General features: G+C 56.8%; 15 protein-coding genes and 2 tRNA genes. 10 read left to right on the top strand and 7 right to left on the bottom strand.

Annotated features, from left to right (window positions below; genetic code table 11):
• Positions 1–9: 9 nt before the first annotated feature.
• The 4 genes from ACYZUD_RS08010 (at position 10) to ACYZUD_RS07995 (ending at position 4,755) form a co-directional block, all read left to right on the top strand.
• Positions 10–2,025 (top strand): ribonucleoside triphosphate reductase, encoded by a 2,016-nt coding sequence (locus ACYZUD_RS08010; RefSeq protein ID WP_462023454.1) that lies wholly within the window; start codon positions 10–12, stop codon positions 2,023–2,025.
• Positions 2,026–2,181: 156 nt separating this feature from the next.
• Entirely contained in the window at positions 2,182–2,352 is a 171-nt protein-coding gene (gene nrdD / locus ACYZUD_RS08005; RefSeq protein WP_462023453.1) for an anaerobic ribonucleoside-triphosphate reductase, read from the top strand.
• The gene (locus ACYZUD_RS08000; RefSeq protein ID WP_462023452.1) at positions 2,349–3,044 is read left to right on the top strand and encodes an anaerobic ribonucleoside-triphosphate reductase activating protein; all 696 of its coding nucleotides are present in this window, start codon (positions 2,349–2,351) and stop codon (positions 3,042–3,044) included. Before nrdD ends, ACYZUD_RS08000 begins: the two co-directional genes overlap by 4 nt.
• Positions 3,045–3,135: 91 nt before the next feature.
• Positions 3,136–4,755: a methyl-accepting chemotaxis protein gene (locus ACYZUD_RS07995; RefSeq protein ID WP_462023451.1), complete on the top strand. Its 1,620-nt coding sequence runs from the start codon at positions 3,136–3,138 to the stop codon at positions 4,753–4,755.
• Between the two features lie 34 nt (positions 4,756–4,789).
• Here ACYZUD_RS07995 and ACYZUD_RS07990 read toward each other — a convergent pair whose 3' ends face one another.
• Genes ACYZUD_RS07990 through ACYZUD_RS07975 form a run of 4 tightly spaced genes read right to left on the bottom strand, consistent with a single transcriptional unit; the run spans position 4,790 to position 7,897 of the window.
• Positions 4,790–6,169 (bottom strand): 4Fe-4S binding protein, encoded by a 1,380-nt coding sequence (locus ACYZUD_RS07990; RefSeq protein WP_462023450.1) that lies wholly within the window; start codon positions 6,167–6,169, stop codon positions 4,790–4,792.
• The gene (locus ACYZUD_RS07985; protein ID WP_462023449.1) at positions 6,157–7,011 is read right to left on the bottom strand and encodes an FTR1 family iron permease; all 855 of its coding nucleotides are present in this window, start codon (positions 7,009–7,011) and stop codon (positions 6,157–6,159) included. The genes ACYZUD_RS07990 and ACYZUD_RS07985 overlap by 13 nt, the downstream gene beginning before the upstream one ends.
• Positions 7,012–7,033: 22 nt before the next feature.
• Entirely contained in the window at positions 7,034–7,366 is a 333-nt protein-coding gene (locus ACYZUD_RS07980; protein WP_462023448.1) for a cupredoxin domain-containing protein, read from the bottom strand.
• Complete coding sequence (locus tag ACYZUD_RS07975) at positions 7,367–7,897, bottom strand: iron transporter (RefSeq protein ID WP_462023447.1); 531 nt, start codon at positions 7,895–7,897, stop codon at positions 7,367–7,369. It lies immediately after the preceding gene.
• Between the two features lie 198 nt (positions 7,898–8,095).
• On the opposite strand from ACYZUD_RS07975, the gene ACYZUD_RS07970 reads away from it, so the two are divergent.
• The 4 genes from ACYZUD_RS07970 to ACYZUD_RS07955 all read left to right on the top strand — a co-directional run bounded on the left by ACYZUD_RS07970 (position 8,096) and on the right by ACYZUD_RS07955 (position 9,171).
• On the top strand, positions 8,096–8,317 hold the full coding sequence (locus tag ACYZUD_RS07970) for a DUF3079 domain-containing protein (RefSeq protein WP_462023446.1): 222 nt from the start codon (positions 8,096–8,098) through the stop codon (positions 8,315–8,317).
• A 204-nt stretch (positions 8,318–8,521) separates the two neighbouring features.
• Positions 8,522–8,595: transfer RNA gene (locus tag ACYZUD_RS07965), tRNA-Cys, on the top strand.
• Positions 8,596–8,789: 194 nt separating this feature from the next.
• Positions 8,790–8,876, top strand: a tRNA-Leu gene (locus ACYZUD_RS07960).
• An 82-nt stretch (positions 8,877–8,958) separates the two neighbouring features.
• A complete protein-coding gene (locus tag ACYZUD_RS07955) occupies positions 8,959–9,171 on the top strand; it encodes a hypothetical protein (protein WP_462023445.1) in 213 nt (70 codons plus the stop codon).
• 124 nt (positions 9,172–9,295) lie between these two features.
• Here the strand turns inward: ACYZUD_RS07955 and ACYZUD_RS07950 are convergent, their stop codons facing one another.
• A complete protein-coding gene (locus ACYZUD_RS07950) occupies positions 9,296–10,747 on the bottom strand; it encodes a DUF4403 family protein (RefSeq protein ID WP_462023444.1) in 1,452 nt (483 codons plus the stop codon).
• A 323-nt stretch (positions 10,748–11,070) separates the two neighbouring features.
• Here ACYZUD_RS07950 and ACYZUD_RS07945 point away from each other — a divergent pair, with 323 nt between their 5' ends.
• On the top strand, positions 11,071–11,673 hold the full coding sequence (locus ACYZUD_RS07945) for a histidine phosphatase family protein (RefSeq protein WP_462023443.1): 603 nt from the start codon (positions 11,071–11,073) through the stop codon (positions 11,671–11,673).
• A 392-nt stretch (positions 11,674–12,065) separates the two neighbouring features.
• On the opposite strand, the gene ACYZUD_RS07940 is transcribed toward ACYZUD_RS07945, so the two are convergent.
• Positions 12,066–12,275 (bottom strand): hypothetical protein, encoded by a 210-nt coding sequence (locus ACYZUD_RS07940; protein ID WP_462023442.1) that lies wholly within the window; start codon positions 12,273–12,275, stop codon positions 12,066–12,068.
• Between the two features lie 225 nt (positions 12,276–12,500).
• Between ACYZUD_RS07940 and ACYZUD_RS07935 the strand changes: the two genes are divergently transcribed.
• Positions 12,501–12,896: a hypothetical protein gene (locus ACYZUD_RS07935; RefSeq protein ID WP_462023441.1), complete on the top strand. Its 396-nt coding sequence runs from the start codon at positions 12,501–12,503 to the stop codon at positions 12,894–12,896.
• Between the two features lie 54 nt (positions 12,897–12,950).
• Here ACYZUD_RS07935 and ACYZUD_RS07930 read toward each other — a convergent pair whose 3' ends face one another.
• A complete protein-coding gene (locus ACYZUD_RS07930; RefSeq protein WP_462023440.1) occupies positions 12,951–13,787 on the bottom strand; it encodes an NAD(P)H-binding protein in 837 nt (278 codons plus the stop codon).
• Between the last annotated feature and the right edge of the window lie 128 nt (positions 13,788–13,915).

Raw genomic sequence — 13,915 nt, 5'->3', positions numbered from 1 at the left:
GGAGGCCGAATGCAGAGCACGCTGATCTCAGTAGGATGTAACCGTTTGCACAAACGCAATGGCGATCTGGTTGCCTTCGATGCCGACAAGATCCGTCAGGCGTTGATCGCTGCCGGCAAGGCCACCGGGGAGTACACCGACGTTGAAGTCGAAGGCTTGCTCGAAGCAGTCCTCGCCCGATTGGAGGGACTGCCAAGACTGCATGTCGAGCAGATCCAGGATCGTGTCGAACGGGTGCTGATGGATGCCGGTTATTTCTTCGCCATGCGCGCCTATATCGTCTACCGCGAACAGCACGGGCGTTTGCGCCGCGACCGCCGGACCATGGTCGAGGTGGCGACCTCGATGAACGAGTACCTGGACCGCGAAGACTGGCGGGTCCAGGCCAACGCCAATCAGGGGTATTCCCTGGGCGGGCTGGTGCTGAACGTGTCGGGCAAGGTCACCGCCAACTACTGGCTGGACGAGGTGTACAGCGAAGCCATCGGCCAGGCTCACCGCGAAGCGGATTTGCATGTGCACGACCTCGACATGCTCGCCGGCTACTGCGCCGGATGGTCACTGCGCACCCTGTTGCACGAAGGGCTCAACGGTGTGCCGGGGCGTGTTGAAGCCGGTCCGCCGAAGCATTTGAGCAGTGCCCTGGGGCAAATGGTGAATTTCCTCGGCACCCTGCAAAACGAATGGGCCGGTGCCCAGGCGTTCAGCTCGTTCGACACCTACCTGGCACCCTACGTGCGCAAGGACCAGCTGAGTTTTCAGGAGGTGCGCCAGGCGATCCAGGAGTTCATCTACAACCTCAACGTGCCGTCGCGCTGGGGTACTCAAACACCCTTTACCAACCTGACCTTCGACTGGGTTTGCCCGCAGGATTTGCGCGAACAAATCCCCGTCATCGGCGGTGAGGAAATGCCGTTTGCCTATGGCGACCTGCAAGTCGAAATGGACTTGCTCAACCGTGCCTATATCGAGGTGATGCAGGCCGGCGATGCGAAAGGGCGGGTGTTCACCTTTCCGATCCCGACCTACAACATCACCCATGACTTTCCATGGGACAGTGAAAACGCCGACCGTCTGTTCGAGATGACCGCGCGTTACGGCTTGCCGTACTTCCAGAACTTCCTCAATTCGGACATGCAACCCAATCAGGTGCGCTCGATGTGCTGCCGCTTGCAGCTGGATGTGCGCGAGTTGCTCAAGCGCGGTGGCGGTTTGTTCGGCTCGGCGGAGCAGACCGGATCGCTCGGCGTGGTGACCATCAACTGCGCGCGCCTGGGCTATGTGTTCAAGGGCGATACCAGCGGCTTGCTCAAGCGTCTGGACACGCTGATGGAGCTGGCGATGGAGAGCCTGGAGGTCAAGCGCAAAGTCATCCAGCACCACATGGATGCCGGTTTGTACCCGTACACCAAGCGATACCTGGGAACCCTGCGCAACCATTTCTCCACCATCGGCCTCAACGGCATGCATGAAATGCTGCGCAATTTCACCGGCGACGAGGAGGGCATGCATACCGAGCATGGCCGTCAGTTTGCCCTGAACCTGCTCGATCATGTGCGCGCCACGTTGCTGCGTTTCCAGGAAGAAACCGGCCACATGTACAACCTGGAAGCGACTCCGGCGGAGGGCACCACCTACCGCTTCGCCAAGGAAGACCTCAAGCGCTACCCCGACATTCTCCAGGCCGGCAGCACTCTGGCGCCGTATTACACCAACTCCTCGCAACTGCCCGTGGGCTACACCGAAGACCCCTTCGAGGCCCTGGAGCTTCAAGACGAACTGCAATGCAAATACACCGGCGGCACGGTCTTGCATCTGTACATGGCCGAGCGGATTTCCTCGACCGAAGCCTGCAAGCAACTGGTGCGCAAGGCCCTCGGACGCTTCCGCCTGCCATACCTGACCGTGACCCCGACATTCTCAATCTGCCCGGTGCACGGCTACCTCGATGGCGAGCACGAGTTCTGCCCCAAATGCGACGAGGTTCTGCTGCTCAAAGAACAGCAAACCGGCACCGTTCACTAGTGCCCCTGTAGGAGCGAGCTCGCTCGCGATGGACGTTAACGATAACGCGCGTTTTCTGAATGAACGCGCCGCTCTTGAGTTCATCGCGAGCGCGCTCGCTCCTACAGTGATGACCGTTCAATGATTTCGATCCACTCAACCGCAAGGAGCTTCACCATGAATGCATCGCAAGCACTGCCCCAGGCTCAACGTCAACGCTGCGAAGTCTGGACCCGGGTGATGGGCTATCACCGTCCTGTGTCGGCGTTCAATCCGGGCAAACAGTCCGAGCACCGCGAGCGGGTGCACTTCACTGAAAAAAGCGCGGCAGTGGCCGGGCGCCAATGAGTCGAACGCTTCGGGTCGGGGGCATGGTGCCCCTGACCACTATCGACTATCCGGGACAGCTCGCCTGCGTGCTGTTTTGCCAGGGGTGCGCCTGGCGTTGTCGCTACTGTCATAACCCGCAACTGATTCCGCCTCGTGGCACTGAGGAAGTGGATTGGCGGCGGGTATTGGCGTTTCTGCAACGTCGTCAGGACCTGCTCGATGCTGTGGTGTTCAGCGGCGGTGAGCCGACCTTGCAGGACGGCTTGCGCGACGCCATGGATGAAGTACGGGCGATGGGTTTTCGCATCGGCTTGCACAGCGCCGGCATCAAGCCGGCCGCGTTTGCCAAGGCACTGACCGGGGCCGATTGGGTCGGATTCGACGTCAAGGCGTTGCCCGAAGATTGCCAGGCCATCACTCGGGTCGAGGGTAGTGGAACCGCCAACTGGCGCAGCCTCGATCATCTGCTGGCCAGCGGTGTCGACTACGAATGTCGCACCACCGTGCATTGGCATCTCTTCGAACCGGCACGGCTGTTGACCCTGGCGCAGCGATTGAGCGAGCGCGGCGTCAAGCGCTTCGCCGTGCAACTGGTGCGCACCGAGCGGATGTTCGATCCGCTGTTGCCGAGTGTTTCGGCACAAGCCTTGCTACCCGATCTGTGGGAAGCAATGCGCGAGTTGTTTCCAGCGTTCGTGCTACGGGGGTAACCGAACCTGGGATCAATGTTCAGCAGTGACATCCGCCATGAATTTCAAATGCGCTGCCAATCAGGCAGGTATCAAACGGGGAGCATTTGATATGGCTAAATTAACGACCGCACAACGTATCGTCATCGGCTTTGCAATCGCGCCGCTGGCACTGATGGGCATGGCGTTTTACGCGTTGCACGATCTGGCAACGCTCAAGGAACAGGCAGTGGTTATCGTCAAACAGGACTGGCCGAAGATCGAACCGATCATGGTCATTGCCACCGGCGTGCGCGATAACGCCAGGAACACCCGGGACCTGCTGATCAATAAAGACAATCAACAAGTTCAGCAGTCCATCGACACCACCAAAAAACGCATCACTCAGGCGCTCGAAACGCTTGAGCCGTTGTTCTATCTGCCAGAGGGTAAAGCTGCTTATGTGGCCCTGAAAAAGAATCGCGAAGCCTATGTCGCCGCGTTCACCCAAGTGCAGGTGTTGATCAGGCAAGGGGCCTTCGATGACGCCATGGCGCAGCTCAAGCAAAAGGTCGTGCCGGCCGAAGCCGAGGTGTACCGAAGCCTGGATGAGTTGATGGCGCTGCAAGGAAAAATTTTCGTCGACCGTGAGCAGTCGGCGCAAGAGCTGTACAGCGATGCCCGGCGCAACATGCTCGGGTTGTTCCTGTTCTGCGTGGCGCTGGTCATTGCCGCCGCAGTCGTCGTCACGCGCAGTGTGACCCGGCCGCTGGGTGGTGAGCCGGACGATGCCGCACGCTACTTGAGTCAAATCGCCGAGGGCGACCTGACGATTCAGGTGCCGGTGAGTTCCAGTGTCGGTGGCAGCGTGATGATGAACATGCACCAGATGCAGCAAAGCCTGAATGCCATGGTCAAGCACATCGCGAATTCGGTGGGCCGGGTGGCCAGTTCCTCCGAAGAGCTGAGCGCTGTCAGCAGCCAGACCGCCAGCAACCTGCAATTGCAGGGGCTGGAGATCGAGCAGGCAGCGGCGGCGGTGAACCAGATGACCGCGGCGGTCGATGAAGTGGCGCGCAACGCGGTCAGCACTTCCGAGGCCTCGAAGCAGTCCGAGCAAACCGCCCAGCGCGGCCGTGAACAGGTTCAGGAAACCGTGGTTTCTATCGGCGAACTGGCCGACGGCGTCACCGACACCTCGCAGCGCATCGAACAATTGGCCGGCCGGGTGCAGGACATCAGCAAGGTTCTGGACGTGATTCGCAGCATCGCCGAGCAGACCAATCTGCTGGCCCTCAACGCGGCAATTGAAGCGGCGCGGGCCGGGGATGCCGGACGCGGCTTTGCGGTGGTCGCCGATGAAGTGCGTGCGTTGGCCCATCGGACGCAGGAGTCCACCCAGGAAATCGAGCAGATGATCGGCAACATTCGCCAGGACACCGGCCATGCCGTGACGGCCATGCAAAGCAGCAGCAACCTGGTTTGGGCCACTCTGGAAGTGGCGCAACGCTCGGGGGACGCACTGGATGAGATCACCCGGTCCATCTCGCAGATCAATGAGCGCAACCTGATGATTGCCAGTGCCACGGAGGAGCAGGCGTTGGTGGCGCGTGAGGTGGATCGCAATCTGGTGGGTATTCGCAACTTGTCCGAGCAGGTCTTGCTCGGTGCGCAGCATACCGACACCGCTGGCCACGAATTGGCGCAGATGGCGGGGGCGCTGCACCAGACAGTGGCGCGCTTCAAAGTCTAGGTAATCCGGGAGGGTGGTTGTGGATGAGGGCGCTTCAGGACCAGCCCCAGAACTGCAACCACCAGCCAAACCCGATCAAGCCGTTGGCCAGTAACAGACACGCGTTGCCAGACGCGCGTCGTGCCAGGGACAGGCTTTCGCCGTTCAGCCGTTTCCATCCCAGCAGCACACTCCAGCCCATCGCCGCGACCAACAGCCAGGCCCTGGCCGGTTGTACCCATTCCAGCAACAGACCTTCATAGCGCAACAATTTCACGGTGGTTGCCGACAACCCGAGAAACAGTCCGGCACCACCGAGGGGCGTGAGCGTGAGCGCCAGGGGCCAATACAGTGCGCGATCACCTGCCAGACGGGCGGTCAGGCGCAGGAGAATCATCAACGCGGTGCCGAGCATCATCGAACTCAAACTCAGGTAAGCGACGATGCTAAAACCGTCGAGCCAACTGAAGCTGTCGTTGAGCTGCGGGTAATGGGTGAGCAGCCACCAGGGCGCGTTGTCCTCGAAGGCCCAAAACTGGTCGTGTTCGACCAGCCATTGGGCGAGGGTTTGTTTGAGGGCGACGAACCATGGGCTGACGGTCCACTGAAACGCGCCCATCGCCAGGCCGATCACACCAAACAACAGCAAGCGTGCATCCCAGCGGGACAGCGTCTGCGCTGTCGCGTGAAGAATCTCTTGATTGCTGGAACGGGCGATCAGTTGGACGGCGCCGCGTTGTCCGCTGCATCGCCCGCAGGCGTGGCAGTCACTGGCGCCTTGCAGGCGGCGGATATCGAGCAGCGGTGCGCAGTTGGGCGGTGGCAGGCGCGGTGCGGCGTTCTCTATCCAGCGCTGTTCATCGACCTGAAAATGCACCGGCGCGAGCCGGGCGAGCAAGGCGAAGACGCCGCTGACCGGGCACAGGTAACGGCACCAGACCCGCTTGCCCCGGGCGAACAACAACCCAACGACTACCGCCGCGACCGTCGAACCACCCAGAATCAGCAACGCCGCCTGAGCGTAGTCGTAGACGCTGATCAACTGGCCGTAGAGGGTCGTCAGGCAGAACGCCAAGGTTGGCCAGCCGCCCCAGCGCAACCAGCGCGGCACACCCATGCCTTTACCGTAATGGCTGGCCCATTCGCTGAGCGAACCTTCCGGGCACAGCACGCCACACCAGAGTCGACCGAACATCACGATCGACAGCAGCACGAACGGCCACCAGATCCCCCAGAACAGAAACTGCGCGAGCAAGGTCAGGTTGTCGAGCATCCGCGCCTGGCTGTCCGGCAGCGGCAACAACGCCGGGACCACCAGCAGCAACGCGTAAAACAATACAACCACCCACTGCACGGCACGAATGACGGGCGCATGACGACGCATCCCGTCACCCAGGCGCTGGAGCCATCGATTGCGCCAACTCAGCTCAGGCATGGGACTTTTTCCGCCGTCCGTTGCCGTAGCCATCCGCCGACGGCCAGCCAGTAACCGATCCACACCAGCAAGGTCATGCCGCTGGGCGTCGCCCGATAACCGGCAAAACCAGCCAGGAAACCGCCCAATCCATGGCTGTCGCTCAGCAATGCGCTGCTGTCCCACAGCGCGTCGCCAGCGATGCTGTAAACCACTTCCGGCACATCCAGGGCGAGCAGTTGGCCGCCGATCCGCTCGGTGCCGCTGACCAGCAACGCCGCGCCGAGCATGAGCAGGATGACCTCACTGATGGCAAAGAATCGTTGCCACGAAATGAACCGGCGGCTGCTGTGCAGCAGGGTAATGGTCAGCGCCGACAGCACCAGCCCTAACACGCCGCCAACGGCGAACAGACCGAGTTGCGGGCCTCGTAGTTGAGCTCCGGCGCCATAGAGAAACACCACCGTTTCGCTGCCTTCACGGCTGACCGCGAGCATCGCCAACAGCAACAACCCCAAGCCGCCTTGCCGGGCCAGATGGCTATCGGCGTGGTGGTGCAAATCCTGCTTGAGGGTGCGCCCGTGGCGGTGCATCCAGCCCACCATCTGCACGATCAACAGGCTGGCCACCAGTGCGAGTGCGGCCTGGAACCATTCACTGGCCGACCCGCTCATGGCCTCACCGGCAAACAGAATCAGCACCGCCAGCAGGCCCGAGAGCATCAACCCCAGCACCACACCGGCCCACAGGTATTTGACCAGGCGATTACCCTGGCCCTGCTGGCTGACCCAGGCCTGGAGAATGCCGATCACCAGCAACGCCTCGACGCTTTCGCGCCAGACGATGAACATCGATAGATTCATGAAAACTCCGTGTGCTGACAGGTTATTTCGCGAGGATGTCGCCCTCGGGCAATTGCGGATTGAACTCGTCGAAGAAGGGGTAGTGACCGGGCCTGAGGGGGTGAATGACCACGAAGGTCGTCACGCCCGGCGACAGCACTTTTTCCACCCGCAACGGCGTGCTCTCGAACTCGGCAGGCCCTTGCCCGATGTTTTTCAGGACGATCTTGAAGCGTTGTCCGGCCGGCACCTCCAGCACGGCGGGCGTGAAGTGACCATCGCGAAGGCTGAGTTCATAGGTCGGCAATTCGGCATGGGCCGACAACGGCGCAACTGCTCCGGCCAACATCAGCCAGGCAATCTGCAGACGTTTCATTCAGTAGCCGCCTTTTTTACCGATGCCGGCGTAGATGAATTCATAGTGCAGTTCACAGCGTTCGAACCAAGGCGCTACACCGGTCTCCTTGTCTGTGTGACGCCCAAGGGAGCCATGACCGCTGGGTGGCAGGATGGTGAACGTCAGCTGATATTTGCCAGGGCCCAGCAGCTTTACATTGTCGCCATAGTGCGGACCGTCATTGGCGACCATGGCGTGGAAATCGCCTTTGAGTTCCGGGTCGCTGCCATGTTTTTTCAGGTTGAAGGACACGTTGAGGTACGGCACGAAACTGCCTTCCTGAAAGCCCTGGCGATTGTCCGCAGTGGCCCGGATGTCGGCTTCCAGATGCACATCGGAATCCGCGGTGGCACGCATCATCCCGGCAGGCGCCATTTCGATCGGCTGCAAATACACCGCCCCGACTTCCAGTCCCGGACACAGCTGTGGTTCCCCGATCGGGTATTCCTTGGCCTGAGCCAGTGGTGCGAGCATGAGCAGGGCGAGTGACAGCGAAAAGGTCGTACGCATGATGTCTTCCTGGGCAGTGATAAGTAGGAGCCCGAGTGTAGGAAGCTTTCTTGCGAATAATAATGATTGTTATCAAGTTTTGAGCGATTAACGCCATGCCCGGACGCTTTCGATGTTGGTCCTTGATCCGTATCAAGGGCATTTTGGCGTGGGGGCGGTAGGTTGGAAGCACATCCTAGTTGCATACCGGGAATCGACATGGCCAAGAACTTTCCCATCAGCCCCAAACATCCCGAACGCATTTGCTGGGGCTGCGACAGATACTGTCCGGCCAACTCCCTGGCGTGCGGCAATGGTTCCGACAGGACGATGCATCCGGCCGAAATGATCGGAGACGACTGGTATCTGCATGGGGACTGGGGCATGGAACCGGTGATTGCGGTAGTACAAATACCGGAAGACCCCAAACCGCAGGGCTGAGCGGCTGGCTCAAAACCCTGAATCCACCAGGCAGAATTTTTTTTGAAATCAAGGGGTTGCCAGCCTCGGGAAATCAGTACATAATTCACGCCATCGAAAGCACTGACCGCTGAAAAAGCTCAATGTTTTCAAGGGGTTAGATCTAGAATCTCACTCCAAGTTTGTACGCGTTTGATGTTGTGCTACATGACATCAGATGTTTGAGGCCGAGTAGCAAAATGGTTATGCAGTGGATTGCAAATCCACCTACGCCGGTTCGATTCCGACCTCGGCCTCCACTTTAAACAAGCTCCGTAGATCTATGATTTACGGAGCTTTTTTATTTGCACTGCCTTGCAAAATTTAGTCTTGAAAAGGGCATCTGCGAACTTGCTTCACCGGGGCGGGGTGTATATATTTCCCCCTCTGTTGCACAAGCGTCAGCGCTGCCAGTTTGTTGTTTGCAGTGTTCAGACCGCTTCACCGCGCTACCGCCCGAATGGCGAAACTGGTAGACGCATGGGACTTAAAATCCCCCGCTCGTAAGGGCGTGCCGGTTCGATTCCGGCTTCGGGCACCATCTAAAATCAAGGGTTTGCGGGCGAAAGCTGATGCAAACCCTTGTTTGTTTCTGCTGATTCAAAAGGATTTGAAATAACGCTATGAAGGACGCTTTCATCATTCGAGGCAGGGCTGCGATTTGGCTGGTTGTCGTGACCTTTTTATCCATCGTGGTCGGGGCAAGGCTTGAGGGGGCCGGGGCTGTTGAAGGCTTTGGTTTAACGGTGGTCATGGTTGGCCCGGTCGTGCTCTTCGTCCTGGTCAATCGATTGTGGTTCTTTTATCGCTCGTCCAGGTCTTCATCCAAAAACTGATCCTCAATTAGGTGCTTCCTGGAGCTCTTTATCATTCGGCCGCTGATGGGATGGCGTTCGGACACCCCATCATGTGGCTTGTATGATAGTTATCTTGAAGTGCACCGGCACTTCGTGTGCGCATCTACTTTTTAGCAACTGCTGTTTGCATGGAGACGTTTTCCAAGTTCATAGACATCGCCCCTTTTGCGTGAGTCAGGACAGTTAAACTCTTTGTCTGAACGATAATGGCATTGACATCAAGCGCGTCCAGTTTCCCATTCAGCTCTCCAATACCTTCGATCGGAATTGACGTTGCAAAAGCATTGAGTTTTACCGTGGTCGCATCTATATAGTCACCGATAGAGACAGCCAGCTTCTCCTCAAATTTCGCAGTCACCAATGGTTCGATAGCCCAGGCAGCGGTGTCTACAAGCACAGATTGAGTTTGGGTGTCATAGCTCAGATTCTTGATAGATACAATTCTGGAGGAAGGGTCATAAACAGGTGTGCCGACCAAATACAGCCATCCAGACTTGCCGAGCCATTCCCCTGATGATTTCAAGGTGACGTAGAAGCCAGTGGAAAGTTCACCGGACGCGGTGCTGCTGATCTTCACGTCTTTGACTTGAATCGTGTTGCCCTTATAGTCAAACATCAGTTTATCGGTGTTCTTGCGAATCTGGTTCTCTAGTTCGGAATATTGAATTGTCAGGGGGAGATTCAGTACAAACCCCGGATTAGGTGCCTGGATGGCGAGAGGTGGCAAAGGCCCTTCGGTTTGAGCGGATGGGGGATCGCCCAAAACCGCAGAAAATTTCCCATCTATCCCTACGTTGATTAATGCAGAGTTATTTACTGTGGTGAACGGTGCAGAGTAAAGGCGTGTGACGTCTCCGACAAGCCACAGGTTGTTTTCTTTCGATATCGAGATAGGCTTCGTCGCTGTTGCCCACGCTTGCTGAGCAGCTTTACGCGCATCCACTTTGGCGGCCAACTCATTGTTAAGTTTGGCTTGCAGGGACGTGAGCTGCTTATTGATTGCATTATTAGTTTGAGAGACCAGATTTACAGTGAACGGGCCTAACGGGAAGCTGACTGGTTTGTCGAGGCTGTAGGTTAAATTTATATTAGGTTGAAATTTATAGTCAGGTGTTAGCCCCGGCTTCATGTTAACGAATACGGTAAATTCGGGCGCGGAATCAACGTGGTGACCAACGCATATTTTGATCGGCCATCCAGAACAGGTCTTCCAGCTTACATAAAGATCAGCCCGCAGGGGGATGGAAAGCTCTATTGAGTCGTTCTTTGCAGAAGCACTAACAGGCGCAGAATTTTTCAGAATGATTTGAAGGTCTGTTGCCGGTGCTATGCTGATCCCACCCTGCATGAAAAGGTAACCTTGCGCGCTATTTTCGTTGATCGCTTGCTGGAGCAGGTTTTTGATTTGATCGACAGGTATTGAGATCGGCAGCGCTATAGACGACTCTTTAATGTCTATCGGAACATCATGGGAAAGTGTTTCTGGCATTCGGGTGTTCAGGTGACAGCCAAACAACGTAAGTGAGAACAAAAGTGTCAGGATTTTTAGCTTCATCGTTTTCGCTCCGTGAACAGTTGCATACCTTGGGTTGGGGGACTAAGGAGTAATCAGAAGGCAGGTGCTTCAACTCCATCGAACTCCAAAAGTTTGTCCCTTGCGAATCATAGACGATGAATTGGGGTTGGAAGAAAAAAGGCATTAGTGCGACACGACTTAACATAGCTTGCTAATTAATTGTGGCGGGAGGCCATGAAGTTTTCAGCGTTTTGATGTAAGCGTCTGGCGAAGGCATGTAGGCCCACTGATTCAGTCTCACCAGCTCCAGGTGATCTCGAATTGATACAATTCCTACTCTTTAACTCGCTGAGATGGATTTCATGCATTTATATGTCGTGCGGCATGGGGAAACCTGGGCCAATGCCGAACAGCGTTACCTCGGATCGCTTGATCCAGAGCTTACCGAACGTGGGTGTGAGCAAGCTCAAGCGCTTGAGGCGCATTTGCCCAAAAACCTGGATGTACTTGTCGTTTCCCCACGTCTAAGGGCCAGAGAAACCGCCAATATTCTTAACGAAAGGCTAAACCTTCCGGTCGAGATCATGGACTGCTTTCGAGAGCGTGATGTCGGGGTTTTCGAGGGGTTGACCCAACCTGACGCAAGAGAGCGATATCCGCAGCTTTGGTCGCAAAATATTACTCGTCGCTGGGATGTCGGGCCAACCGGTGGTGAGTCAATTGTCGACGTTGTGGAGCGGGTACGAGACGGTTTGGTTGAGCTGAAATCAAGATACCCCTCGAAAACTGTTTTGCTAGTTGCACACGGCTTTGTTGCAAAGACAATCCGCGCGTTGGCCAAAGACGACTTTTCAGACTTCTACGACTGGCAGCTATCAAACGGCAACATGCTGGTCTTGGAAAACTGCGAAATTCCGACGCTTGATACTGATATTTTAAGAATTTCACTGCCGTTTTTGCGATGAGGTGGCTGCTATCTATGTGGCAAGCGGCGCAGGGCAGGTTGTTTCTCCAACATCCGGTCGGCAACCTTGGCGTTATGGATGAGCCTGCACAGGACTGCCACGATGACGATCGACAATAGCGGCCAGTAGATGAATATGGCTTTCAGGAGCATGGCATCACCTCGCGCTTTATTGCAGCAGACCGAATCGGCACATGATCTTGGATGCTCGTCTGTGACAGGACGAGTATCGATATCAGTTTAACGGGGATTTTTTAGAGTGTTTGCGCAGTAGACGTTCGGTTGCGGGTCGATTCGGGCGTTGGGTGCCATCTAAAGCCAAGGGCTTGCAGGCGAAAGCCAATGCAAGCCCTTGTTTTGTTTCTGGTCGGTCATGTTTGCTTTGGCGGGGTGTTATTCGTGTCTGTCGTCAGTAGCCGAGCCAGCGTCCCGTCGATCGATGCCGGAAGGATTGCCGGTATCTACGAGCCTCCTCTCTACCAAGATATTTTGAAGAGCCTGGCGGGCTGATGGGTCTAGCTGATGCTCTCTCTCCTTGAGCTCAAGCAAGATAGGGCTGGACCAGGCTCGATAGGTTTTCTCGGCCATAAGAATGGGTGTCATCTGTCTCCTCCTTGATCAGGCGCGCACCAATGAAGGTGGCGCAGTTCGATGCGATAGAACCCTAGTCCAGGAAGCTGTTTGTCGCCACCGACGAGAGGGCAAAGGGGCCGCAAGCGCTAGGCGCAGCTAATAAATTTATAGTTAAACAATATATTGCATGATTCGGACTTATCTAATCTGAATAGCTACGTTGTTGAAGTATAAAAACAATCAGAGGTGGAAGTTATGAGCAAGTTATTGACTGCCATGGCCGTAGCGCTATTGTTGGCTGGATGTTCTTCTGGCCACCAGACTCCCAATGATGCCCATACCCCCGTACCCCCAGGCGCGAAGCAATTAAGTGGAGATGAGATACAGCAGACGTTGGTGGGTCGAAAGCTCACCAGCGCCACGGAGTCGGGGCACACTTTCTGGGAAACCCTGAATCCTGACGGGACTGCGAGCCTCCAGATTAAAGGTGATGCTGTTGAAAAAGGGAATTGGGCAGTGGCTGGCGACGTCATCTGCGTCAACTATCAAAAGTATGGAAAGGAATGTAGTACTGCACACAGTGATGGTACTTCAGTCTGGTTTGTCGATCAGACGAAAAAGACAACGAACAATAAGTTCAGTGTGCATTAGTTTGGAGTTGTCCAACTAACGCACACCCCTTGCTCAATTGGACGGGAACGCCGATCAACCTTCGCGTGTCCAGATTCCCGTAGCCGCCGTGCGCCGAACATAGTCGGTAAAGTCCCGCGCCGGCCGACCCAGTGCGCGCTGGACGCCATCGGCCACCGGTGTATTGCGGCCATCGAGCACGGTGGTAAAGAGATACAGCACCAGGTCGATCAATTCTCTTGGTAACTGTGCCTGTTCCAGCACCTGGTGATAGGCGTCCGGCGGCACGGCCACGAAACCTATATCGCGTTTGATCTCGCGGGCGATTTCACTGACGGCCTCGGCAAAGGTCAGCGCTCGCGGGCCCGTCAGTTCATAGAGTTGGCCTGAATGTCCGGGTTTGGTCAGCGCTTCGACTGCGATTTCGGCGATGTCTTCTGCATCGACGAAGGGCTCGGCGATGTTGCCGACGGGGAGGGCCAGTTCTCCCAGCAGAATCGGCTCCAGAAAGTGCGCCTCGCTGAAGTTCTGGCAGAACCAACTGGCCCGCAGGATAGTCCAGTCGACTCCACTGTTCTGAACCACGTGTTCGGCTTGTTCCGCTTCGACCTCTCCGCGTCCCGATAGCAGCACCAGTTTGCGGACGCCGCTTTTGACCGCCTGATCGGTGAACGCCTCGACTGTCTCGAGCGCGCCGGGGACCGCGAGGTCCGGTTGAAAGGAGATGTAGACCGCGCGTATTCCATCCAGCGCGGCTTCCCAAGTGGTTCGATCCTCCCAGTCGAAGGGCGGGTTCGCCCCGCGACTGCCCAGGCGAACCGGCACGCCAGCCGCTTGAAGTCGTTGCGTGATCCGCCGCCCGGTTTTGCCTGTCGCGCCGAGAATGAGGAGGGGCTCTTGAGTGGTTTTCATCGCGTTCATCTCTATCGGGTTAATGTGAGTGATGCTCATGTTTAAAAGATGATAAACGCTCACATTTTGTCGTCAACCAACAGAACCGATGAAACCGACGTACGGGCAGTGCTAAGGTGAGCCTATGT

The organism is Pseudomonas sp. XS1P51, assembly GCF_054897845.1.
The sequence above is the reverse complement of the archived record's forward strand: the minus strand, read 5'-3'. Positions and strand labels throughout refer to the sequence as shown.

What these genes read in the sequence shown, in the direction of transcription:
- ACYZUD_RS07940 (WP_462023442.1), bottom strand. Translation starts at nt 12,275, where the DNA reads ATGACACCCATTCTTATGGCCGAGAAAACCTATCGAGCCTGGTCCAGC.
- ACYZUD_RS07970 (WP_462023446.1), top strand. Translation starts at nt 8,096, where the DNA reads ATGGCCAAGAACTTTCCCATCAGCCCCAAACATCCCGAACGCATTTGC.
- ACYZUD_RS08000 (WP_462023452.1), top strand. Translation starts at nt 2,349, where the DNA reads ATGAGTCGAACGCTTCGGGTCGGGGGCATGGTGCCCCTGACCACTATC.
- ACYZUD_RS07985 (WP_462023449.1), bottom strand. Translation starts at nt 7,011, where the DNA reads ATGAATCTATCGATGTTCATCGTCTGGCGCGAAAGCGTCGAGGCGTTG.
- ACYZUD_RS07995 (WP_462023451.1), top strand. Translation starts at nt 3,136, where the DNA reads ATGGCTAAATTAACGACCGCACAACGTATCGTCATCGGCTTTGCAATC.
- ACYZUD_RS07980 (WP_462023448.1), bottom strand. Translation starts at nt 7,366, where the DNA reads ATGAAACGTCTGCAGATTGCCTGGCTGATGTTGGCCGGAGCAGTTGCG.
- ACYZUD_RS07955 (WP_462023445.1), top strand. Translation starts at nt 8,959, where the DNA reads ATGAAGGACGCTTTCATCATTCGAGGCAGGGCTGCGATTTGGCTGGTT.
- ACYZUD_RS07945 (WP_462023443.1), top strand. Translation starts at nt 11,071, where the DNA reads ATGCATTTATATGTCGTGCGGCATGGGGAAACCTGGGCCAATGCCGAA.
- ACYZUD_RS07930 (WP_462023440.1), bottom strand. Translation starts at nt 13,787, where the DNA reads ATGAAAACCACTCAAGAGCCCCTCCTCATTCTCGGCGCGACAGGCAAA.
- ACYZUD_RS07935 (WP_462023441.1), top strand. Translation starts at nt 12,501, where the DNA reads ATGAGCAAGTTATTGACTGCCATGGCCGTAGCGCTATTGTTGGCTGGA.
- ACYZUD_RS07990 (WP_462023450.1), bottom strand. Translation starts at nt 6,169, where the DNA reads ATGCCTGAGCTGAGTTGGCGCAATCGATGGCTCCAGCGCCTGGGTGAC.
- nrdD (WP_462023453.1), top strand. Translation starts at nt 2,182, where the DNA reads ATGAATGCATCGCAAGCACTGCCCCAGGCTCAACGTCAACGCTGCGAA.
- ACYZUD_RS07975 (WP_462023447.1), bottom strand. Translation starts at nt 7,897, where the DNA reads ATGCGTACGACCTTTTCGCTGTCACTCGCCCTGCTCATGCTCGCACCA.
- ACYZUD_RS07950 (WP_462023444.1), bottom strand. Translation starts at nt 10,747, where the DNA reads ATGAAGCTAAAAATCCTGACACTTTTGTTCTCACTTACGTTGTTTGGC.
- ACYZUD_RS08010 (WP_462023454.1), top strand. Translation starts at nt 10, where the DNA reads ATGCAGAGCACGCTGATCTCAGTAGGATGTAACCGTTTGCACAAACGC.